The 23,199-nt window shown below is 52.2% G+C and carries 19 protein-coding genes; 6 read left to right on the top strand and 13 right to left on the bottom strand.

The window, feature by feature from the left end:
* Positions 1–82: 82 nt before the first annotated feature.
* The 6 genes from H144_RS0101235 to H144_RS0101210 form a co-directional block, all read right to left on the bottom strand.
* Positions 83–721 (bottom strand): GntR family transcriptional regulator, encoded by a 639-nt coding sequence (locus tag H144_RS0101235; RefSeq protein ID WP_019940203.1) that lies wholly within the window; start codon positions 719–721, stop codon positions 83–85.
* A gap of 204 nt (positions 722–925) precedes the next feature.
* Complete coding sequence (locus H144_RS0101230; protein ID WP_019940202.1) at positions 926–1,258, bottom strand: hypothetical protein; 333 nt, start codon at positions 1,256–1,258, stop codon at positions 926–928.
* A 177-nt stretch (positions 1,259–1,435) separates the two neighbouring features.
* Complete coding sequence (locus H144_RS0101225; protein ID WP_019940201.1) at positions 1,436–2,608, bottom strand: glutathionylspermidine synthase family protein; 1,173 nt, start codon at positions 2,606–2,608, stop codon at positions 1,436–1,438.
* Between the two features lie 79 nt (positions 2,609–2,687).
* Positions 2,688–3,299, bottom strand: a complete 612-nt coding sequence (locus H144_RS0101220) for a Cj0371 family chemotaxis-regulating polar lipoprotein (protein WP_019940200.1) — start codon at positions 3,297–3,299, stop codon at positions 2,688–2,690.
* Positions 3,300–3,482: 183 nt separating this feature from the next.
* Positions 3,483–4,769 (bottom strand): aminotransferase class V-fold PLP-dependent enzyme, encoded by a 1,287-nt coding sequence (locus H144_RS0101215; protein WP_026350305.1) that lies wholly within the window; start codon positions 4,767–4,769, stop codon positions 3,483–3,485.
* A gap of 66 nt (positions 4,770–4,835) precedes the next feature.
* Positions 4,836–5,600: a M23 family metallopeptidase gene (locus H144_RS0101210; protein ID WP_019940198.1), complete on the bottom strand. Its 765-nt coding sequence runs from the start codon at positions 5,598–5,600 to the stop codon at positions 4,836–4,838.
* A gap of 161 nt (positions 5,601–5,761) precedes the next feature.
* Between H144_RS0101210 and H144_RS0101205 the strand changes: the two genes are divergently transcribed.
* Entirely contained in the window at positions 5,762–6,733 is a 972-nt protein-coding gene (locus H144_RS0101205; RefSeq protein ID WP_019940197.1) for an aldo/keto reductase, read from the top strand.
* A 64-nt stretch (positions 6,734–6,797) separates the two neighbouring features.
* Here H144_RS0101205 and H144_RS0101200 read toward each other — a convergent pair whose 3' ends face one another.
* A complete protein-coding gene (locus H144_RS0101200; RefSeq protein ID WP_019940196.1) occupies positions 6,798–7,208 on the bottom strand; it encodes a DoxX family protein in 411 nt (136 codons plus the stop codon).
* 186 nt (positions 7,209–7,394) lie between these two features.
* Between H144_RS0101200 and H144_RS0101195 the strand changes: the two genes are divergently transcribed.
* Positions 7,395–9,656: a TonB-dependent receptor gene (locus H144_RS0101195; RefSeq protein ID WP_019940195.1), complete on the top strand. Its 2,262-nt coding sequence runs from the start codon at positions 7,395–7,397 to the stop codon at positions 9,654–9,656.
* A gap of 147 nt (positions 9,657–9,803) precedes the next feature.
* On the top strand, positions 9,804–10,112 hold the full coding sequence (locus H144_RS0101190) for an isoamylase early set domain-containing protein (RefSeq protein ID WP_019940194.1): 309 nt from the start codon (positions 9,804–9,806) through the stop codon (positions 10,110–10,112).
* A 171-nt stretch (positions 10,113–10,283) separates the two neighbouring features.
* Here H144_RS0101190 and H144_RS0101185 read toward each other — a convergent pair whose 3' ends face one another.
* From H144_RS0101185 to H144_RS0101165, 3 genes are all read right to left on the bottom strand, one after another.
* Positions 10,284–11,204: a hydroxypyruvate isomerase family protein gene (locus H144_RS0101185; protein ID WP_019940193.1), complete on the bottom strand. Its 921-nt coding sequence runs from the start codon at positions 11,202–11,204 to the stop codon at positions 10,284–10,286.
* 80 nt (positions 11,205–11,284) lie between these two features.
* Positions 11,285–13,894, bottom strand: a complete 2,610-nt coding sequence (locus H144_RS0101180; protein WP_019940192.1) for a PVC-type heme-binding CxxCH protein — start codon at positions 13,892–13,894, stop codon at positions 11,285–11,287.
* Positions 13,895–14,563: 669 nt separating this feature from the next.
* Positions 14,564–17,647, bottom strand: coding sequence for a PVC-type heme-binding CxxCH protein (locus H144_RS0101165; protein WP_019940189.1), 3,084 nt, complete (start codon positions 17,645–17,647; stop codon positions 14,564–14,566).
* Between the two features lie 128 nt (positions 17,648–17,775).
* Between H144_RS0101165 and H144_RS0101160 the strand changes: the two genes are divergently transcribed.
* The 3 genes from H144_RS0101160 (at position 17,776) to H144_RS0101150 (ending at position 20,685) form a co-directional block, all read left to right on the top strand.
* Positions 17,776–18,363: a hypothetical protein gene (locus H144_RS0101160; protein WP_019940188.1), complete on the top strand. Its 588-nt coding sequence runs from the start codon at positions 17,776–17,778 to the stop codon at positions 18,361–18,363.
* Positions 18,364–18,507: 144 nt separating this feature from the next.
* Positions 18,508–19,437 (top strand): alpha/beta hydrolase, encoded by a 930-nt coding sequence (locus H144_RS0101155; protein ID WP_019940187.1) that lies wholly within the window; start codon positions 18,508–18,510, stop codon positions 19,435–19,437.
* 63 nt (positions 19,438–19,500) lie between these two features.
* Positions 19,501–20,685, top strand: coding sequence for a glycosyltransferase family 87 protein (locus H144_RS0101150; protein ID WP_019940186.1), 1,185 nt, complete (start codon positions 19,501–19,503; stop codon positions 20,683–20,685).
* A 63-nt stretch (positions 20,686–20,748) separates the two neighbouring features.
* Here the strand turns inward: H144_RS0101150 and H144_RS0101145 are convergent, their stop codons facing one another.
* From H144_RS0101145 to moaCB, 3 genes are all read right to left on the bottom strand, one after another.
* Complete coding sequence (locus H144_RS0101145) at positions 20,749–21,159, bottom strand: T9SS type A sorting domain-containing protein (RefSeq protein ID WP_019940185.1); 411 nt, start codon at positions 21,157–21,159, stop codon at positions 20,749–20,751.
* A 119-nt stretch (positions 21,160–21,278) separates the two neighbouring features.
* The gene (gene moaA / locus H144_RS0101140; RefSeq protein WP_026350304.1) at positions 21,279–22,271 is read right to left on the bottom strand and encodes a GTP 3',8-cyclase MoaA; all 993 of its coding nucleotides are present in this window, start codon (positions 22,269–22,271) and stop codon (positions 21,279–21,281) included.
* Positions 22,272–22,280: 9 nt separating this feature from the next.
* Positions 22,281–23,189 (bottom strand): bifunctional molybdenum cofactor biosynthesis protein MoaC/MoaB, encoded by a 909-nt coding sequence (gene moaCB / locus H144_RS0101135; RefSeq protein ID WP_019940183.1) that lies wholly within the window; start codon positions 23,187–23,189, stop codon positions 22,281–22,283.
* Positions 23,190–23,199 lie beyond the last annotated feature (10 nt).

Genomic DNA, 23,199 nt, shown 5'->3' with positions numbered 1-23,199 from the left:
GCCAATTCCGAAGGGCACAAAAAAAGCCGGCTCCGTAGGATCAGAACCGGCTTTAATAGCGGCATGATGTAATTTGGGGCCATCAGGCCAGGTCGAGCGAGGCTACTTCCCCGCGGGTGAGGTGGCGGAGCAACGCGTCCTCGGCACGTTTGATATCACTTTCTTTAATACCCGTGACGATTTCGCGATGCTCCTGGTCTGTAAGTTCGTAATCATCCATATGGGTCTGTGTTTTACCCAGTTTCTGGTGAAATAGGGGGATATTGCTCGCCTGGTAAAGGTCAACAAGCTTCTCATTACCAGCAAATTCAATCAATGTTTCGTGAAATTTCACATCTGCTTCACATGCGCCGCCGAAGTAACCTCGCTCCACCATGGAGGAGAAATCGTCGCAAATGCGGTCGAGCTCGGTGATCTGCGCGGGAGTAATTTTCTGGATCAGCAGCCGTAATGCGCCTACTTCCAGTATTTCGCGCAGTTCGCGGATTTTATGACTATCTTCCAGGGTAAGTGTTTTCACAAAAAAGCCCCCTTTTTCGCCCTGTACGATCAATTGCTCGCCCAGCAGCCGCGTCAACGCCTCACGGATCGCCATCCGGTTCACATCCAGCTTTTTAGACCATTCATCCTCTTTCAACCGCGTACCGGAAGTGAGCTGGTTCGACAGTATCTTTTTCCGCAATTCAGTATAGGCCCTGTTCGATAGTGAGTCTTCCTTCATTTCAATGTAAACAAGAATTCAAAATTTAGTAAACCAAAACATTTATATAAAGGTAAGCAATAATTGCATAATCCGGTGTCCCGCGCCTTGGATATGCAGATGGCCTGAAAAAGGATCGGGCGACAAATGAACTGTGATGTTCATTGCCGCCCGGTGGTTCAAGTGTGTGAAAATTTTCGTTTAGTGTGTCTTCATTAACCTCTTCTATACTAATTCACTTTCATATTGCAACCCGATGTGTGCCGGTGGATAGCTTAGGATCCGGTTGAATTCTGATATGGTTTGATTGATGTGCCGCTGCGTGATACCGCTGTATTCCATTAAAAGTACCCTGGCCTGTTGCGCGCTGGACCGCTTCATCTTCCAGTATTGCGGGTGGTTGATCCCGATCGGGGTGCGGAAGTATTTTTCTTTGGGCTCCCGGATCAGTATCTCGCATTCCGTGTCGCGCTGGGGATTGTCGTGCAGGAAATAACTTTTAACGACTACCTTGACCTCCCTTCCGCTTTTTAGTTGAAAAATTTTCTCGTGAATCATGGCTGACTTCTTTATGTGTTAAGGATCGATGAATATGATGTGCTTGACTTTTTACAAAAATGCCAGGTCGGCTGTAAATATCAACAATCCGATTAGTGAACGGCACGATCAATGATTGATCGGTAACATATTGATTCATAAGCAGGTAAATTTACGCATTTCGCTTATCGCGTTCCGCTAATCTACGACGTGGCCTACAAACTGTGCCGTATTGTCGAGGATCTTTCCGCCCCGCCGGAAACCCAGCCCGCAAGCCTCACCTGCAAAAAACACGCCGGCCTGGTAAGTCCGCCCCTCGGCGTCGGTCGGAAAAGTGATGTACTCCTGGTAAATACGGGGCTGGTCGCCGTACTCGCCGGCCGCGGTTTCCAATACCTCGCCGCCCTTCTCGTGGATCGCGACGTTAGCGCCCTCACGACCCAGCAGCACCTTGCTCACCGACTTCTTGTGCGGCAGCAGGTATCGTTCCGTTTGCAGCAGCAACGGGTGATACGGATAAAGGTCCCACAGCACTTTCAGTATATATTTGGATTGGAATAACAAGGTATACGCCGGGTTGAGCACCACCGCCTTGCGATTTTTGACGATTTCCGTCAACATGCCGGCCAATTCGGGTTCGTCGGCGCCGATGTACTCCCAGGGCACCAGCTTAAACCAGAAATCGAACCGTACAAACTCCCCGTGCTCCGGCTCCTGGTAAAATATCCCTTCGCCATTCGAAAACTCCACGTCATCGACGTAAGCAAATTCCACATCGAAGCCCGCCTCCTTGGCTGCGCCCATCAGTACGGTCACATTCGTGTCGTCTTCCGGGCTGTCGTGCATGGTAGAGAAGAGCATGGAAGGCGTAAGATCGCTGTTTTGTTCCCTGAGGAAACTAAACTGGCCTACGAGCGTTTCAAACAGTGTATTGAACTGCCTCGATTCGTCCATACCGTTGATCCGCAAATGGGCCCATTGCACCACGGCTGTTTCGGGAATGCAGGTAGCGGTATCCGCATTGAATTCGATCAGTTTAATAGGCTCGTCGCCAAAGCCGCCCGCGAGGTCGAAACGGCCGTAAAGATGAATATGGCGATCGTCGTTCCAGGACAACTTGATGAGCTCCACCAGGTTTTGGGGAATGCCCATTTCCCTGAACAAGTCATGATCGATTGCGTACTGGCCTGCTTCGACCAGCATATCATATAATGTACCGGCCGCTTCGTAATAGCTCTCGGCCTGTTGCTCGGTGACGATCACCATGTCGTTCACCACGTAGGGTGTCGTGTCGGTACCCAGCGCCCAATCCCAGCCTGCCCGCTGCAATGCGGCCTGCGGCGGATTGGGGAGTGATTTAAGTGTTACCATTTTTAGGAGTTGAGGAGTTGATGAGTTCAAAGTCTATGAGTTAAATGTTACCCTCAACCTGGAACTCCTGACTTCAAACTTAGCCGCTGCTGCGGCCTGAGAATCGGCTGAAAAATCCTTTACGGCCACCGGATGGTCTTGCCTTCACGGTGCGCATCGAACGGGATGCGTCCACGCTTTGCGCGGCCATACGCGAGCTTGCCCAGGCCGTCGAACCGGAGTAAAACGAACGGCTGCGCTCGTCGCCCATGCGGTCGCGGTAGGAGTTCATGTAGGAATAGCCGGAATTGCGGCCGAGCATATAACCGATGCCGCCGTACAGCAGCATGCTCGAAAGCCCGCTGTGGTAGCCCATGTGCGGGTTTCTGCGGATTTCGTCGTCGATGAGCGCTTTCGCCGCCATCGGGTTCAGCGTGTCTTTGTGGCCGTCGAGGTAAGACACGATCGCCATAGAACTATCGGAAGGAACACTTTCCTCGTTCACGATCTTGAATTCGCCCGGGGTCACTTCCTTGATATACGACCGGATTCCCTTTCCGTAACTGGTCTCTTCGTAACTGTAATCGGATTCGTCCTCGTTCGAAGAGCAGGAAACGAGCGCGGTACCGGACAGCAAGGCCAGCGCCAGCGCGCCCCCCATGCCAATGTCTTTTACCTTTTTGATAAAAGAGCCCTTTCGTAACTGTGTCATATAAATGGTTTTCTGTTGAGGATTTATCAAAAGTAATGTATCAATTTTCCTATGACGAATGGAATCGTGCCAAAGGTTGCCTGGCCGGATGTCGAAACGTGTGGAATTACAGGCGGTAAAAAAAATCGGGCACGGCCGGTTGCCCACCCGACCATGCCCGTGGCATATTGCTATTTTAGCAGGTCATGCTTTCTTGGCAATCTTTTCCAGCGCGCCCACCAGCTTGTCCAGATCGCTCGTTTTGGTGTATACATGCGGCGTCACGCGTACGCAATGGATGTTTTCCCAATTGATACCCACGGTATGGATCTGATAGTCTTTCATCAGTTTACCATCGAGCTCCTCTGGTTTCATGCCCTCGATGCTTACGCCTGCGATCGCGCACGAGAATTCCGGTTTCAGTGAAGTATGGATTTTCACGCCCGGGATTTGCGCGGCTTTTTCTGCCCAGTATTTTTTCAGATAATGAATGCGGTCCTGCTTGCGCTTGTTACCGATGCCCTCCTGGAAATTGATGGCCTCGCCAATGGCCTGCTCGATGGGGAAGCTGCGGGTACCGAGCGTTTCAAACTTACGGATATTGCCGCTTTTCGGCTCGCTGTTGCAAAGCAGCGGCCATATCTTTTCGATTTTATCCTTTTTGATCCACATCATCCCGCTGCCCACCGGCGCGCTGAGGAACTTATGCAGGCTGGTACCAAAGTAATCACATTCAAGTTCGGGGATTTTGTAATCCAATAATCCGAATGTATGCGCACCGTCGCACACGACCTCGATGCCTTTGGCATGTGCCATTTGCGAAATCTCTTTCACCGGCATAATCTGCCCTACCCAATTGATAATGTGGGTAACGTGGATGATTTTGGTCCGCGGCGTGATCGCGTCGGCGTATGCTTTTACGATTTGTTCCTTGTTTTCGATGGGAAAATCGAAGGAAAGCTGCTTGTACACGATACCGTCCCGCATCTGGCGCTGTTTGTAGGCCTGTACCATATTCGGGTAATCCTGCAAGGTACCGATCACCTCGTCGCCTTTTTCCAGCGGTAGTCCGAAAATGATCGTGTTCAACGCCTCGGTCGCATTGCGGTTGATCGCGATTTCTTCGGCATCGGCGCCGGCGAGTTTGGCCAGGCGCTGGCGGAGCGGCTCGCGGCCTTTGTCCATGATGCGCCACATGTAATAGGAAGGACCCTGTGCGGCGGCTTTGTTGTATTTGTCCAAAGCTTCCTGCACCACGATCGGTGATGGCGATACGCCGCCATTGTTGAGGATAATCACCTCGCTTTTGCTGGCGGTGTAGGCATCCTGGATCACCGACCAGTATTCTTCATTGCTTTCGCTGAACGGGTCCCAGCGGGCTTCCGCTTCCAGGAAATGCTCCGCGTGGAGCTGGTTGAAAAGGCTGTTGATCCCGAAAGCGCCCATACCCAAAGCGGCACTCTTTCGGAAGAAGGAACGGCGATTGTTCATAAAAGTTCTGTTAAGGAATAGTAATGGAGTGAAGCACAATATATTGAATATCTACTTCATTCCCTATCACTCGCCCTCCAAAGAACCCTTCACTGCGGCTTGTTTAAGCCATTCGTAGGTATTTTCCGGCATCGGCAGGCCGTCGGCGTCCAGGTGCAGGTACATCAGGTGCAAATGCGTGGGGGAGCGCTTCTGGTAGGCATTGTAGCCGCTCCTCCCCATTTCAGAAATCTTGTCGCCGGCATTCACCCATTGCCCCGGCTGCACTTCCACGATATTGTTATGGGCATAGTAGAACAGCCCGTCGAGGCAGGGGTCGTAGATCCATATCCAGTTACCGCCGCGGTACTCGCTATCGTATTTCCAGCTCGTTTCCGTGGCTATCACCAGGCCCGAGGTGAATGCCAGTACGTCTATCGGCTTCCAGGTATGGTCGTCGAGCACGTCCTGGTCCTTGTCGCGCACAAACAGGTCGTGGGCCGGGTGGCTGCCTGTTACATTCATATCGAACAGGTCGAAGCCGTTGGGACGGTACCCGCGGCCCCGCGAACCGATGGATTCCCGCGGCGAGTAGGCGCGCACCGGGTAAACGAAATAGGAAGAGTCGATGCCCCGGCAGGTATCTCTTTTATACTCGGCGCGGAGATTCCGCATCACAGCCCCGAACGCCGCGCGGGCGGAGTCGGGCGAGATGGCACCGTCGCGGATATCTATCTGGATCTGATGAAAAGTTCGGCAGTATTCTGCAATTTTATCGGAAGATTCACTCTGGTTTGTCAAACCGGCAATACAGATCACCAACACAATCCCGGCAATTCTCTTGAATGTCATCAACAATGCATTAATCAACCCCTTATCTTTCACTGAAACCCTGTTTTGGAGGAATGGTAGGCACAAAACTCACTAATAAAAAAGTCGTGCAAAGGTATTCTTTCTAGGTTAAATAAATGCAGCAGAGTTCTTTAATGGTCTAACACTAAATTCAGATTACAATGCAAAAACGTCGTTTTGGACGAACCGGCTGGGAAATCAGCGAAATAGGTTACGGGATGTGGGGACTGGCGGGCTGGACTGGCTCCGACCGCAAGGAAACGGACGACTCCCTCGACCTGGCCGTCGAATCGGGTGTCAACTTCTTCGATACGGCCTGGGGCTACGGCGAAGGGCTGAGCGAGCGCATTCTCGGCGAACTTATCAAGCGCAATCCCGACAAGAAAATTTATGCAGCTACCAAAATCCCGCCTAAAAACCGCCAGTGGCCGTCGCGCCCGGAATTCGCGTTGAAAGACGTGTTCCCGGCCGATTACATTATCGAATACACGGAAAAAAGCCTTCAAAACCTAGGACTGGAACAAATCGACCTGCTGCAATTCCACGTGTGGGAAGATGCGTGGGCACAGGAAGACGAATGGAAAGAAGCCATTCAGAAGCTCAGCAAAGAAGGGAAAGTGGGTGCCTGGGGCATCAGTATCAACCGATGGGAGCCGGATAATGCATTGAAAACCCTCGAAACAGGGCTGATCGACGCCGTGCAGGTGATCTACAATATTTTCGACCAGGCGCCGGAAGATAATTTGTTCCCCCTTTGCCGGAAGCTAGACATCGGCGTGATCGCCCGCGTGCCGTTCGACGAAGGTACGCTCACCGGCACGTTGACGAAGGAAACGACTTTCCCCGCCGACGACTGGCGCTCGACCTATTTCGTGCCTGAAAACCTGAATGCGAGCGTAGACCATGCCGAAGCATTGCGCGCCGACATTCCGGCAGGTATGACGATGGCGGAACTCGCATTGCGCTTCATCCTCAACAATCCCGATGTGCACACGACGATCCCCGGCATGCGCAGGCTCGCGAACGTACGTGCGAATGTGGCCGTGAGCGACGGCGCAGCGCTCGATGCCACCGTGGCCAACCGCATGAAAGCCCATCGCTGGGACCGCCAGCCGACCAAATGGTCGCAATAGCAGTAGCAACAAAAATGCCTTCCCGAACAACAGGAAGGCATTTTGTTTTTATCACCAAGAAATACTAGCGATAAAGTTTCGCATCGACCGAAAACCGGCCCGGGCCCGTGAGCAACAATGAGATGTAGGCGAAAAGGAACAACAGCCCGTGCTCTTTCTTATCGATCGGATCGGGGCCGTGGACGATGAAAACGACGACGAGCATCGTAAAAATCAGTCCCAGCAGTGCCGCACGCGAGCCCAATCCCAGGATCAGCAGCAGGGAACAACCGAATTCCGCGGCAATGGTGAGCACATATGACGCTTCCTCGCCTATCCCGATCGGATCGGCGAAGGAGTGGTCGCCGCTGAGAAAACCCGTTAGTTTCGCGTACCCATGCGTGAGCATCATGCACGAGACACCGACCCGCAGGATCAGCACCGCCCAATCCACCGATGCCGGCAGCTTCATGGGCTTCAAAAATCTTTTAAGCATAGTGGGTTGAATTGGTTTATAGGTAAATCTGCATTCAATGTAGCATAACCCGTACCAAGCCGAAGATAGTTTCCACTGAAAATGATTTCATGTAACCAAATTTTTAATTTTTATATATCAAGTTTTATTTTTAGGTTTGTCTAAATTTATATTGAGATAAAAGGAAATTTATAATTCGGCCATACTATGAAACTACGCATACTCCTATTGCTCAGCTTTCTGACTAACCATGCATTTGCGCAGTTTACGTTGTCCGGAAAGATCGCGCTGGAAAATCAGTCCGATCCCGCATTCGGGGCATCGATATATATCAATGAATTGAAAACCGGCACCACTGCCGACACTGCCGGAAATTATCGCATTACCGGCATCCCAAAAGGTACGTATACGGTTAGGGTGAGCTTCGTTTCCATGCCGGCCATTACCGAGAAGAATGTGAAGGTGGAACGCAACATCGTGAAGGATTTTGTACTAAAATCAGGCGCCAATGCGCTGAACGAGGTCGTGGTAACTGGCACGATGAAGGAAGTCTCCAAGCTCGACAGCCCTGTACCGGTGGACATTATCACTTCCAAATTCATTTACAAAAACCCCGTACCGAGCATTTTTGAAGGGCTCAGCTACGTCAACGGCGTGCGGCCCCAGCTGAACTGCAACGTCTGCAACACGGGCGATATCCACATTAATGGCCTCGAAGGTCCCTACACGATGGTACTGATCGACGGGATGCCGATGGTGAGCGGACTGTCGACGGTATACGGTCTTTCGGGCATTCCCAACAGCCTGATCGAACGCGTGGAGATCGTGAAAGGGCCTGCGTCTACGCTGTACGGTTCGGAGGCAGTGGGCGGTTTGATCAATATTATTACCAAAAATCCTTCGAAGGCGCCGCTGCTGTCGGCCGACGTTTTCAGCACGACCTGGCGGGACTATAATGTAGACCTCGGCGTGAAGTTTACGCCAGGCGAAAAAAGCAGTTCATTACTGGGGATCAATTACTTCAATTACCAGAACCCCATCGACAATAATAAGGACGGCTTCACCGACCTGACGCTGCAAAAGCGCATTTCGGTTTTCAACAAATGGTCGTTCAACCTGAAAAACGACCGGCAGGCGAACGTTGCCGCGCGCTACTACTACGAAGACCGCTGGGGCGGGCAAATGCAGTGGAACCGCTCCTACCGCGGCGGCGACGAAGTATATGGCGAGAGCATTTATACCAAACGTTTCGAATTGCTGGGTAACTACCAGCTGCCGCTGAGCGAAAAAGTTACCCTGCAATACTCTTTCAGCTCGCACAATCAGAACTCGGCTTACGGGCATGTACCGTTCAATGCCGACCAGAAAATCGCATTCGCGCAGTTTTTGTGGGACAAGGAGATCGGCAAGCACAGCCTGCTGATGGGGACGCCGTTCCGCTATACTTTTTATAATGACAACACCCCGGCCACGCGCTACGCCGATGGCCAGGACCATGCCGATAAGATCTATTTGCCGGGCATATTCATTCAGGACGAGATCAAAAGCGGACGGCATTCGGTATTGCTTGGCGCGAGGTATGACTATAACAGCCGCCACGGGAGCATTTTCACGCCGCGTGCCGCTTACAAATACAAATTCAACCAAACCGATGTGGTGCGGCTGAACATCGGTCGCGGCTTCCGGATCGTGAACCTCTTCACCGAGGATCACGCGGCATTGACCGGCTCTCGCGAGGTGATTTTGAAGGAGGCATTGAAACCGGAGCAAAGCTGGAATGCGAACATCAATTTCGTGAAGAAGGTCGTGACCGGCAATTCATTCATCGGCATCGACGCGTCGGCTTTCTATACGCATTTCACCAACCGGATCCTGCCGGACTACGATACCAATCCGAATCAGATCATTTACGATAACCTAGACGGTTACGCCGTTTCCAAGGGCATCAATCTCAACCTCGATTTCAACTTCGCATTCCCGCTGAAAATCATCGCCGGCGGTACTTTTATGGACAACTTCCAGAAAGAAAACGGTGTGCGTTTCAGGCCGGTACTGACCGAAAAATTCACCGGAACGTGGTCGGTATCGTATGAAATCGAGAAAGCGGGCATTTCATTCGACTACACGGGCAACATTTACGGCCCGATGCGCCTGCCGGTCCTGAGCGAGGACGACCCCCGTGCCGCTAACTCGCCGGTATGGTCTTTGCAGAACATCCAGATGACCAAAAAATTTGATAATGGACTGGAAATTTATGGGGGTGTCAAGAACCTGCTCAACTTCACCCCACCCGCGAACTCGATCGCCCGCGCAAACGATCCGTTCGACAAAAACGTAAAATTCGACGATCAGGGACAGGTGATTGCGACACCTGATAACCCCTACCGGCTGACCTTCGATCCGTCGTATGTTTTTGCGCCCAACCAGGGCATCAGGGCATTTTTAGGCATGCGTTACACGTTGCGATAAGGTGGCGGGACGACATGCAAAAAATGTCGCCTAATAGGTTATTATATAACTTTTCAAAGATCAATAGCATTTAGCGCATTGATATTCATTGATTTGAATATTTTTTGATTGTATCTTTGAGCCATCAACCAATTAACACTACCCATTATGGCATTAACAAAACAGTTTGTAAAAAGTAAATCTGTTTACAAAGTAACGTTTACCGTTCCTGCTGAGGCGGCGTCAGAAGTGAAGAAAGTTGCCCTCGTAGGTGAGTTCAATGGCTGGAACCCGGAAGAAGCCATTGCATTGAAAAAACAAAAAGACGGCTCTTTCAAAACCAGCCTGGAATTGGGCGCGGGCGAATACCAGTTCCGTTATATCCTCGACGGGGACAAATGGGAAAACGACTGGGCAGCAGACAAATATGTTCCTGCGGGCGTAGATGCGACTGAGAATTCAGTAGTGGTACTTTAAGGGCGTTAAGCTGTACGCGTTAGGCTTTAAGCATTAGGCTTTAAGCTGTAAGCGTTAGGCTTTAAGCAAAAAACCGGAACTGTATGGTCCCGGTTTTTTGTGTTAAAATCTAATACCAAAAGCATGTAGCTTAAAGCTTATAGCCCAACGCTTACAGGCCTTACAGCTCCTTTATATCTGAAAATTATCACTCTCCACATACGCCTTGATCAGCGCCTCTTCTCCTTCTTTGCCTTGTTTTGAATTGCCGTGCTCCATACCCATAATGAACGACTTGCCTTCTTTTTTGCTGCGGTCGTAGATGTATTTGAACACGTTTTTGTAGTTGATTTCACCCGTTGTAGGCTCTTTCCGGCCTGGTTCGTCGCCGATCTGGAAATAGTCGATTTCGCTCCAAGTCTGATCGATGTTGTAGATCAGGCGCCCCTCGTTTTTCTGCATGTGGTAAATATCGTACAGGATTTTGCACGACTTGCTGTTCACGCCGCGGCAGATTTCGTACGTCTGATCGGAAGTTCGAAGGAACAGGTTGGGCGAATCGCTGAGCGGTTCCAGCACCATGACCAGGCCGTGCGGTTCGAGGATTTCGGCACCACGGCGCAATGCGTCGATGACATTCCCGGTTTGCACGCCGATCGGGATATTTCTTTCAAAATCGCCGGGCACGACGGTCATCCATTTCGCATTCACGCGCTTGGCGACCTCTACCGCTTTTTTACAGCCATTGAGGAAAATGTCGATATATTCTTTTTTACCGGCTGCTAATGTATTTGCGCCATTACCGCCTTTATCCACCACAAACACGCCCATTTCCATACCCAGGCGGGTCATTTCCTTGGCAATGGCTTCCTGCTGCTCCACGGGGCGGCCCATCATGCCATTGTCTTCCAAAGCCATAAACCCTTGATCCGCCATAAATTTAAGCTGGTCGATCACGTCCTTTCCGGCGCTGTTCTGGAACATACCGAAATGCGATGCGTATTTGAGCTTAAACTTGTTCTTGGCCGCAGGAGCGGCGCCCAATGCATCTCCTGCTGCGATTGCGGCACCAGCCAAACCAAGGGTAGATTTTACAAAATTTCTGCGGAGCATAAATGTTTTAATGTTTTCGTTTCAGATGTAAAGATGTACAGTCGTGAAATATACCTCAAAATCGCTCCGGAATCTTCGTATTACTGGTTTTTTCTCCGTTTCCGGCGTTCCTTCTTACCACTTTTGGGCTCGTCCGCGGGCTTGGTAGCGACCTCCTCCACAGGCGGTTTGGGCAGGTATGGCGCCAGCTGCACCTTGATCTCCTCGCGGAATGCGTTCTTCACCCCTTCCAATGCGGCTTCCTTCACTTCCCCGTCGATCTGATTGCCCGTCAGCAGCTTTACCACAGCCTCCTCGCCCGGCCAGCTTGCACCCAGGTAACGCGCCGCATTCTTGCGCACATTCTCCGATTCTCCCCCGTTCAGCACAGTCGAACGCAGCAGGTAAACAGACTCCGAGCTGCCGACGGTTTGTATCGAGGCAAGCAATGCCGACTTTTTCGCATCGTTCATCCCGGCTAGTTTCTGGGTCAGGTAAGTAATGCCGCCTTGTTCCAGCAGCAGCGCGCCGGCATCGCGGCCGATCACCTCGTCGGATTTGTCCAAAGCGAGTTTCAGCAGCCGGTCGTTCTCCGATTCGAGTTCGTAGCGGGTCATGAGATCAATGTAATGCTCGGTACCGTAGGTTTCGTCGAGCAGCTTGTTCAAGGCGGTGAGGCCTTGCTGGGAGTTGGTGACAAATGATTTATCCAAATGCAAAAGTGCCAGCTTACTCACCTCGATACGGTCCGAGGAAGGCACATTCAGCACGTTCAGCAAAGCTTGCGTTTTCTCGTAGCCGGCATGAAAAAAGTCGAACGACCGGAAATACCGGAGCCGGCTTTTGAAACTCACCGACGTATCGGCCGCCAGCTCGCTCAGATACGGAATGGCCTTCCGCGTACGTGCAAGCCAGATAATATCCTTGCCGGCGTCGCTCAGCCATGGTTTCGGGCCCTGTCTTTCCAGCCAGGCCGGGAAAAGGCGCTCCCATTGGTCGTAAGCGCCGATGCTCAGTGCCTCCACGGTCCAGCGGTCGTTGCCTTTATATTGTTTGGCCAGTTGCAGCCACACGTCCAGGGCTTCGTAGGTATGATTATGGTTAATGGCCAATGCGCATTCGCGGCGCACCTGCGGGTCTTTGTCGGATGTGAGGCGCTTGATGTACTCGGTAGGATCGCTGTTGCGCTGGCGCACGGCGCGCAATGCGGTAATGCGCAGGTTCGGATTCAACTCGCGGAAGCCTATGTCGAGGTTCCGGTAGTTAAACCCTTCGATCCGGTTGAGCACCCATAATGCCCGGGCACGGAGCTTGGGGTTACCATTATAGAGTCGGAAAAGTTCTTCCAAAAACGGCTCCGCGGCCCATCCATGTTTCACGCAGGCATTCCAGGCCAGGTATCGCTGCGACAAGTTGGGGCTCTGCAATGCTTTCACCGCCTGCTCGGGGACCGACAGATCGTAAACGGGGATTTTATAGGCAACCCCCGTCGGCGCGACGCGGAAAATACGGCCCCGGCTACGGTCTTTCATTTTATGAGAACCCATTACCGGATCGTACCAATCGGAAATGATGAGTGAGCCGTCGGGCGCCACGCAAACGTCCGTCGGCCGGAACCATTTATCGCGTTTGCCTTCGATAATGGGCAAAATGCCGGTGGATTTGTAGCCGGCGCCATCATTCTGTACCGGGAATGCGCTTACGTAGCCCTGGCCGGCGTCGGCGAGCAATATCTGGTCCCAGTAGCGGCGCGGCAGCAGTTCGCCTTCGTAAATCGTCATCCCCATTGGAAAACCTGAACCGGTTTCCAGCAAATCAGGAACTACCCCCGGATCATTCTGGTGCCAGTGGCGGCGCGGGATTTCATCTTCCAGGTTGGTCCGGTTGAGACGCCAGCTCGCACCGGTCATTTCATCGATATACCCGAAATTTCCATTTTCCATCACATACGACACCCGGTCGCCCCCGTTACCCGGCTCCTCCTGGTCCGACTGCCACATGGTGCCATAACTGTCCACAGCCACTTCCCAGCCATTGCGGAAGTTTTCGGCCATGATCTCGACTTTGGTAAAATCCTGCTCACAGCGGAAGATCACGCCTTGTTTGTATTGCCGGAAATCGATCGGCCTTTCGTATTTATCGAGCAGCGGCCGGTCCTGCCCATCCACAAGCTGCCGGCCCGCATTACCGAAGTTGAAGTAAAATTTTCCGTCCGGCCCGAACACGAATGCGTGTACACCGGCGTCGTTCTGCGCACCGCCGATGCCTTTGAACAGGATTTCTTTCGTATCCGCTTTATCGTCGCCATTGGTATCGGTGAAAAGCCACACGTACGGGCTCTGCGAAACGATCGCCTTGTTGCCCATTACCCAAATCCCCAGCGGTGCATTGAGTTCCGGGCCCTGGTAAAAGACCTTGGTCACATCGGCCTTGCCGTCGCCGTCCTTGTCTTCCATGATCACAATGCGGTCGCCCTGCCCGAGTTCGGATTTGCCGTTCACATTGGGGCGGTAATTGTACGCCTCACAGGCCCACACGCGGCCGCGGTGGTCGACATCGATATTGATCGGGTTGATCACGTTCGGTTCCGAAGCGAAGAGCGTCGCTTCGAGCCCGTCGGCTGTCTGCACCCCCGCGACGGCGTTACGCGAGAAGCGCCGCTCGGTCTCCGACAACGCCGCATAGGCGCTATCCGGATTTACAACAACCAATGAATCAGCAACTTGACTAAAACCTTGAAAGGAAAAAGAGGCAAAAAGAACCGCAGCACACCACGCAGATCTCACGATACGAAATTGTTTCAAAACGAATTTTTGACGATGCAGATAATTTCAAAAGAAGTGATAAAAATACCTGATGTTTCGGGAATTACGAAATGCAATTCCCGGAAATTGTAACCTTTCGGCGATTTGAAGTGGCTTGACTTCGAGGGAAAAGGTGGGTTAAATTACGTTACGATTTACATGCACTATCAGTATTCATGAAAGTAAAAATCAGGCATTTGATTACCGGGAAGATTATTGAGCAAGGAGAGATTAAGCTTTTGATACAAAGTCTCCCGACAAACGGTGCGCTCACTAACCAACTTCAAAACCATTACTTGGACAGGCTAAACGCTCTCGAGGAAGATATCGAAAATCTCAAAAGGCGTTAAGGATGTTGAACGAATAAACCTAAAAAGAATGGAGAAGCATCAAATAATAAAGGCATTATACGGTGCAAAAACGCTGTACCATCAATACGGTGAACATATGCTGGAAAGATCCAGACTATCAAGCCTCGAGGTACAAAAAGTCCTGGCTGAATTCGAGGCCATGAAACTCGCAGAATCCCAGCACCAATAAAAGTAAAAGAGGAGCCTGACGGCTCCTCTTTTACTTTTATTGCTTCTTCAAATTACTCAGGTAATCCACCAAACTCACCAGTTCCTCCGTACTCATCGCGTCCTGCAAGCCTGAGGGCATCATCGAATCTTTCAGCTGCTTCATCGACTTCACTTGCGACATTTTGTATTCCTGCGTGGAGCCGCCGGGGAATTTGAGGATCAGGTCGGTTTCCGTTTTGCTGGAAACGATGCCCGATACCGCGGTACCGTCTTTGAAAGTCACTTCAAAACCTTCATAGCCAAAGCCAATACCCGCGCTAGGATCCAAAATGGCGGCATACTGGGCTTCCTTCGGCAGCTTACTGCCGATTTCGGAAAGTTTCGGGCCGAAATCCATCCCCTCGCCGTTCACCTGGTGGCAGACCGAGCAATAGGACGTAAATACCTGTTTACCTTTGGAAATATCCCCTTTCATCCCCACGAGTTGCTTCACTTCCGGGTGCTTGCTGGCGGCGGCTACGGCCCCGTCGAGGTATTGGGCGGCTTCCAGCTTCACCGATTTACGCCACGCGCCGCTCAGGCCTTGTACCGCGGCTGTTTTCACTTCACCTTTCAATTTTCCTTCCTTCAATAACGCCAGCACCTGGTCTTCCCCGCTCATGGTACCGCCCAGCGATTTTGCCGCAATGGTTCGCAGGTTTTCAGAGTAGCTGTCGGTGGAAGCGACGGTTTTCAGCAGGTCGAGCGCGTCTTTGCTTCCGACCGATTTCAGCACCGTCAGCACATTTGCGGTTTTGCTTTCGTCACCACCTTTCACCACATTCCAGACCAACTGCGTTCCGCCCTGCTTGATGAGCTGCGATGCCGCGCCGGCACCGATACGGCTCGACGATTGCTCCAAAGCCAGCCCCAAAAGCCGCTGGTTTTCAGAGGCCAGCTCATACTTCGCAACCAGTTCGAGGTAGGCCTGGGTGCCGTACGTTTTATCGAGCATCTTCTTCAATGCTGCCATCGCTTCCGGGCTTTGTTTCACGAAAGACGGGTCGAGGTGGCGCATGGCGAGTTCGTTCACTTTGTCCTGGTCCGCGCCCGAGCCATTCATGAGTTTCAGCAACGCCATCGATTTTTCGCGACCTGCCGAATTGAAATCGAATGCGCGGAAATAGCGCAGACGGCTTTTCAGGTCAACCGTCGGGTCACCGGCAAGCGAGGCGAGCAGGTCGACGGATTCCTTTCCGCGTGCCCGCCACACAATATCCTTGCCCGCCTGCGTAGCGATGGGGTTGGTACCCGCTTTGTCGAGCCACGCCTTGAAAAATGTCTCCCATTGACGGTCGGCGCCGATACCCAGCGCTTCGAGGTACCAGCGGTCTTTGCCGTCGTACTGCTGAGCGAGCGTAGCCCACAATGCCGGTGCTTCCGGGGATGCATTGTGATGGAGCAGCAATGCACATTCCCGGCGGACTTGTGCGTCGGCGTCTTTGGACAAAGTTTTTAGGTAAGGTATCAAATCCACATGCTTCGACTCACCCGCGGCGCGAAGCCCGGCAATGCGAATGTCCGCATTAGCGTCTTTCACGGCCAGATCCACCGCTTTTTTGGCCGTAAACGGCCATTTGCTAAGCAGCCACAACGCACGTGCCCGCATTCGGGGCTCTGTATTTTTATTGGTAAAAAGCTTTTCCAGCGATGGTCCCGCTTTCGCGCCCAAGCCATTCAATGCATTCCACGCGTGGTAGCGGACGGAAAGATTCGGGCTTTGTAACGCATTTACCGCACCAGCTACGGTTGTAAAATCGGCTTTGGGAATGCGGTATGGCGTGTTGGCAGGTGCTACGCGGTAAATGCGGCCCTTACCCTGGTCGCCGGCCTGGTGACCGCCCACACCCGGATCGTACCAGTCGGATACCAGCAGCGAGCCATCCGGCGCCACACACACATCCGAGGGCCGGAACCATTGGTCGCGCTTGCCGTCGACGATATTGACGATTTTGGCCGTGTAACCCGCGCCGGCCTTTTCAACCGGATACGAGCGCACCACATTGTGGCCCGGCTCGCAATGGATCATCTGGCCCCAGAACTCTTTCGGAAGCAGTTTGCCTTCGTATACCACCATTCCCGTCGGTGAGCCCGAGCCGGTTTGCAGCAGGTTCGGCACTACACCCGGATCGTTCAAATGCCAGTGGCGGTACGGGATCGAATCCTCGATATTGGTACGGTTCGCGCGCCAGCCGGCACCGGTCATTTCGTCGGTGTAGCCGTAGTTGCCGTATTGCATTACGTAGTTGATCCGCACGCCTTTGTTTCCGTCGTCGTCATTGTCCGACTGCCACATGGTGCCGTAGCTGTCGACGGCCACTTCGAAATTGTTACGGAAATTGTTTCCCAAAACTTCAATATTGGTAAAATCAGGATCGCAGCGGAATACCATTCCCTGTTTTAACTTCTTGAAATCGATAGGCTTGCCGTCTTTACCTGCGACCGGGTTACCCTTACCATCGAGCAGCTGCCCGCCTTCGTTTCCGAAATTGAAATACAACTTTCCGTCCGGCCCGAATACGAATGCATGCATCCCGTGGTCGTGCTGATCTCCGCCGATGCCTTCGAAGATGACCTCCTTTTTATCTGCTTTCAAATCGCCGTCCTCGTCCGTGAAAAGCCACACGTACGGGCTTTGCGAAACGATCACCTTGTTGCCCATCACCCAAACGCCCAGCGGCGCATTGATTTCCGCCCCCTGATAAAAGACGGTCGACTTATCGGACTTGCCGTCGCCGTTGGTATCTTCCAGTACCATAATGCGGTCGCCCACGTCTTTCGTCGGGTTACCATTAATTTTCGGCCGGTAGTTGTAAGCTTCGCAAACCCATACCCGACCCAGGTGGTCGACGTCGATATTCGTCGGGTTGGTGATCGTCGGCTCCGAAGCAAACAGGTTTGCTTCCAGGCCGTTGGTCACGGTAAGGCCGGCTACGGCATAGCGCGACGACCTTTTCTGCGCGTCGGTGAGGTCCTTGTAGAGCGTATCGGCCGTTGCGGCGTCGAGCGTGCTCGGGTTGGAACGCTGGTAAGAGGCGACCATCAGACCAGCCAGCAGGCATCCGGCGGGAAAGAGGAAGAGCGATTTTTTGAAGTTCATAGGGTAAATCGAGCGCTCTCAGGCCTTGAATCATAAAGTGTTACACGATCCAAAACCCTAAACGTGTCATTTTTACAATAATAAATTTAATTAAGTGTATAAGAGACCACCGACTTATATTTACTATCATGAAAAAGACTTTTTTTTCCTGCCTGGCGCTTTGTATGGCTGCTGAAATTTCGGCGCAGACGATCCCTTCACCCGACATCCAGATCAAGACCGCCGTGATGGCCGCCCCTTCCGACAAGCAGGCCGGCGCGAAGGTTTACGGTTATGCTTCCGACGGCACATTCAAGGTGTTACGCGAAGGCAGCAACGACTTCGTCTGCCTGGCCGACGACCCGAAGAAAGAGGACATTGGCGTATCGTGCTACCTCGCTGAGCTCGACCCGTTTATGGAGCGCGGCCGGGTACTTGCCAAAGAAGGCAGGAATGCGAAAGAAATATTCGATATCCGTGAAAAAGAGGTGAAGGGCGGCACGCTCAAAATGCCGAAGCAATCCTCGACATTGTACGTACTATCAGGTTCAAAAGATAACTACGACGCCGCAACGGGCGCGCTCAAAAACGGCTACTTGCGCTATGTGGTATACATTCCGTTCGCGACAGCCGAAAGTACCGGCCTGCCGTTGAAACCGGACGTCCCCGGCATGCCGTGGATCATGGACCCCGGCACGCACCGGGCGCACATTATGATCAACCCGCCGAAGCCTTGAAATAGGTCTTTTAAGTATCTTTCGACCTGCAAAGTGATGCCGGACAATCCCGAACAGCTCAATCTCGAAGTAAAAAGATGGTTACCGGCCATTTGAGGGTATATTGCATTCAGAGACGTCTTTTCGAGGAAAAGATCACTATCAATGAAAAAAACAGCACGTATCCTCACCGTTTTGAGCCTGCTCGCGTTATCCGTCCCCACAATGGCACAAACAGAAACAATAAAACTCTGGCCCGAAGGTAAAGTCCCCAATTTCAAATCCAGCGACGTGGAAGAAAAGTCGGTCACCGATGCGCAGGGCATTCTGCGGATCAGCGGCGTCACCGTCCCGACCATTACGGCCTACATTGCACCGAAAGATAAGGCTACCGGAGCGGCGGTGATGATCTGTCCGGGTGGAGGCTACGGCATTTTGGCGGCGTCCCACGAAGGCAGCGATTTTGCTAAATGGTTCAACGAACGGGGCATTTCCGCATTTGTGCTCAAATACCGTCTGCCCAACGAAAAGGCGATGACGCACCAGCACGAGGTACCGCTGATGGACGCTATGCAAGGCATGAAACTGATCCGCCAGAATGCTTCGAAATGGAATATCGATGTGAACAAGATCGGCGTGATGGGCTTTTCGGCGGGGGGGCACCTCGCGGCGACGCTCTCCACCCATCATAATATGGGTGCCAAAGCTTCTGCCGACGGCAAACCCAATTTCTCGATCCTCATTTATCCCGTGATCTCCTTCCAGCCTGCCATTTCGCACGGCGGCTCGCGCGACAACCTGCTCGGGCCTGAAAAATCGGAAGAGCTGATGAAATATTACTCCAACGAATTGCAGGTGTCGGACCAGACGCCGCCCGCATTCCTCGTGCATGCCCAGGACGACACCGGCGTACCCGTCGAAAACAGCATTGAATATTACCTCGCATTGAAAAAGAAGAAGATACCGGCCGAAATGCATTTGTACCCTAAAGGCGGCCACGGCTACGGCATGCGCACGGAAGGCAAAGGTTCGCTCGCCAACTGGCCCGCAGCGATGGAAGGCTGGCTGAAAGCGATGGGTTACCAGAAAAATTAAAAGCGCCAATGGCTAATTATCCCTAGTTTTGAGAAAAAATCAACGCTAGGGATAAACCTGTTCATGAACGCTTTCAACCGCCTTGTGGTCAATAAGAGATCACTGTTGTTTATTGTTTTGGGAATCGCGGCATTCGCTACGCTGCAATCGGTATTCTCCCATCCCAAAGACTTTGGACAGAAACAGCTTTACACCACCTACAATAACTACGTCATTTTCAAACAGTCCTTCTTCCATTTGATCGAAGGCAAAAACCTCTACCGGTGGCACGTCACCGAGCATTGGGACTTGTTCAAATATAGCCCGGCTTTCGCGCTCGTTTTCGGCATATTTTCCATTATGCCCACATTTGTCGGCTTGTTTTTCTGGAATTTGCTCAATGTGGCGGTGCTCTTTTTCTCGGTTTACTTTTTACCCCGAATCGACCTGCGCACGAAGGGACTGATGATCACATTCATGCTCGTGGAGCTACTTACCGCCACACAGAACGAGCAAAGCAACGCATTGATCGCCGGCTTGCTGCTATTTGCATTCGGCTTTCTCGAAAGGGACAAATACTGGCTAGGGACACTCTGCATTGTCTGTACGATTTTCATCAAGCTGTTCGGCATCGTGGCGCTGGCATTGTACTTGCTTTATCCCAACAAATTCAAACTCGCCTACACGACTGCCGCCTGGGTGGTCCTGCTCACGATACTGCCCATTGTCGCCGTCACGCCGACGCAGTTTGTCGTTTTGTATAAAACCTGGTGGAAGCTACTCGCCGCCGACCGCGACTTTTCCGACGGGCTTTCAGTGATAGGCTGGCTTAAAATCTGGTTTTCGCTCAATGTGAATAAAACCTACGTCAACCTGGCCGGAATGGCACTTTTTTGCCTTCCGCTGCTGCGTGTCAAACAATATGGCAACTTCGTTTTCCGCGCATTGGTACTCGCCTCGGTGCTGGTGTGGGTAGTGATTTTCAACCATCGCGCCGAATCGCCGACATTCATCATCGCCATTGCGGGCGTGGCCGTCTGGTATTATATGCAGGCGCCGAACAGGCTGAACTACGTGCTGCTCGTGCTCGCATTTGTGTTCACGACGTTGTCCCCCACCGACCTTTTTCCGCCATTTATCAGGAACCAGTATTTCTGGCCATATGTCGTGAAAGCAGTGCCGTGCATATTTATTTGGGGTAAAATCATTTACGACCTCCTGCTGACAGACCTGCAACCACGCCCGGTAGAAGTGGAGGCTAGGCAATAAAGAAGGCGTTACAGGAATGCTGCGGCTGCCTCCTGTAACGCGTAACAATGATTTGGGTCGATATCAATTCGAGCCGATGAGCGTGCGGTTAACTTCCCGCACTTCCTTGGTTGACAGGAATACGCTTTTCACGATTTTCTCGGATTCGTCAGAAATCTCGATGGTGTAAACGCCGTCGCTCATTTCCTCGAAATTCAGTTTACGGCCCGTTTTCGTGACGTACCTGGGTACGAATTCCTCATGCAGCAAATTCCCTTTGCTATCGAGCAGGCGTATCGCAACTTTCTCTCCTTTCTCCTTTTCCATCATCACATTCATCGACATCGTATCGCGCACGCGATACATCCCTACGCGGAATTTCTCACAAGTGTTGTTTTTGCATTCCGCTTTCGGCGAAACGATCGGATCGGCCTGGGCGGCTAATGTAAATAATGCGAATGCGGCAGCTGCGGCGGTTTTTAAGATGTTCCTCATGGCTTCTGAAGGTTAGCTGATTGGTACTCGTTTCCGAATGATTTTGCACCAATGAGGTAACCGTAAAAGCCTTTGTTGCATACAAAGTTCAGACGGTTTAAAATGAGGTTGAGTGGTTACTAACCCCCGATCGCGATCATTTCGCGGTTTTGTTCGTAGTCGGCTTTGGCCTGGCGTTCGGTGAAGCTCGCGTGGCCGCCGTGGGCGAAATGTTTCTTTTGGAAATGGGTGTAAATGAGCGGACGGATGTCGTCGCCTTTGCGGAGTGGCGTAAGCAAATCGACTTCCGAGGTGTCGAACAGGCAGTTTTTCAGCTTGCCGTCGGCGGTGAGGCGAATGCGGTTGCAGCCTTCGCAGAATGGGTGGGTGACCGTCCCGATGATGCCGAACGTCCCGGCGCCGCCATTGACCCGGAACCGCCGGGCCGTGTCGTGCACTTCCCCCGCTACGGGTTGGAATTCAAATTCCTGGCTTACGTTCGCGATCAGGTCGGCGTAGGAGACAATTTTGGAAAGGTCCCATTGATTGCCTTTAAACGGCATGAATTCGATAAACCGCACGTGCAGGTTAGGCTCGGCGAGTGTCATTCGCACGAAGTCGTTCACTTCGTCGTCGTTCGTGCCGCGCATAACCACCATGTTAACCTTCACCACAAAACCCTCGTCCAGCAGCAGGCGGATGTGGTTCAATGTTTTGGTGAAATGATCGCGCTTGGTAATGGCCTGAAAACGCTCCTCTTTCAACGTATCGAGACTGACGTTCAATGAAGTAACCCCGGCTTCTTTCAATTGCGGAAGAAACTGGTCGATGTAGACGGCATTCGTGGTAAGCGTGAGGGACGGAGCCAATTTGCCAAGTCTGGAAATAATGTCGCCCGCGTCCTTACGTACGAGCGGCTCTCCCCCGGTCAGCCGGATCTTTTCGACGCCCATTTCCACGAACAATCCGGCCAGGTAAGCGATCTCATCGGCCTGCATGAGCCATTTGGTCGGCATGAACTGCATATCCTCCTGCGGCATACAATAGGTACAGCGAAGATTGCACTTATCTGTCAGCGAAATGCGCAGATAAGTATGCTTGCGGCCAAATGTATCAACTATCGGTAATGCCATCGCTTGTCGCTAATCGTGTCTCTTTCCTTCCAGAACATTAAAAACGTGTAAAACATGCGGGAACAGCGCATCGATGTATTCGGTAACGCCCCCCGTACTGCCCGGCATCGTGATCACAAGCATTTCACCGATAAAACCAGCCGCCGATCTCGACAGCATCGACGTAGGGATGCGCTCCTGTCCGTACTGGCGGGCCGTTTCGGCAATGCCCGGGATCTCGCGGTCGAGCAGCCCGGATACCGCTTCCGGCGTAACGTCGCGCGGCGACAATCCGGTGCCTCCCGTGAGCAGTACCATGTTGAAACCGGCTGTTTCCAATGCCTTTAATTTGGCCTGGATACCCGCCTTATCGTCGGCAACAATGCTGTAATCGCTTACTTCCAGCTTGAAAGCCGCCAGTTTTTCTATGATCTTTTTACCTGATTTATCTTCTCCGATGCCTTTTGAAATGCTGTCGGAGCAGACTACAACCCCTACTTTCAACCCTTCCGGAGCCGGTTTGCGATCGCTTTTGCCGCCTTTCTTTTCCAGCAAACGGATATTCCGTATCTCGACGCCCTTATCGATCGGTTTCAGCATGTCGTACATCGTCAATGCCACTACCGACGCGCCGTGCATCGCTTCTACCTCCACACCCGTTTTGTATATCGTCTTGACCGTCAATTCAATCACGATCGTCAAATCCTCGATCCGGTACTGCACGCCGGTGTATTCAACCGGAATCGGGTGGCAATCGGGTAGCAGGTCCGGTGTTTTTTTCACCGCCAGAAACCCCGCCGCCTTGGCCATTTCAAAGACATCTCCTTTCGGCACCGTCCGGTTTTGTATCGCCTCCACCGTTTCCTGCTTGCTCACCTGCACGGTAGCCTGCGCGGTAGCAATACGAAGTGTATTGGTTTTATGCGTGATATCAACCATTTATAATAAA

This window comes from Dyadobacter beijingensis DSM 21582 (genome assembly GCF_000382205.1).
GTDB classification, from domain to species: domain Bacteria; phylum Bacteroidota; class Bacteroidia; order Cytophagales; family Spirosomataceae; genus Dyadobacter; species Dyadobacter beijingensis.
Note: the sequence above shows the minus strand (reverse complement) of the source record. Positions and strands in the feature narration are given on the sequence as shown.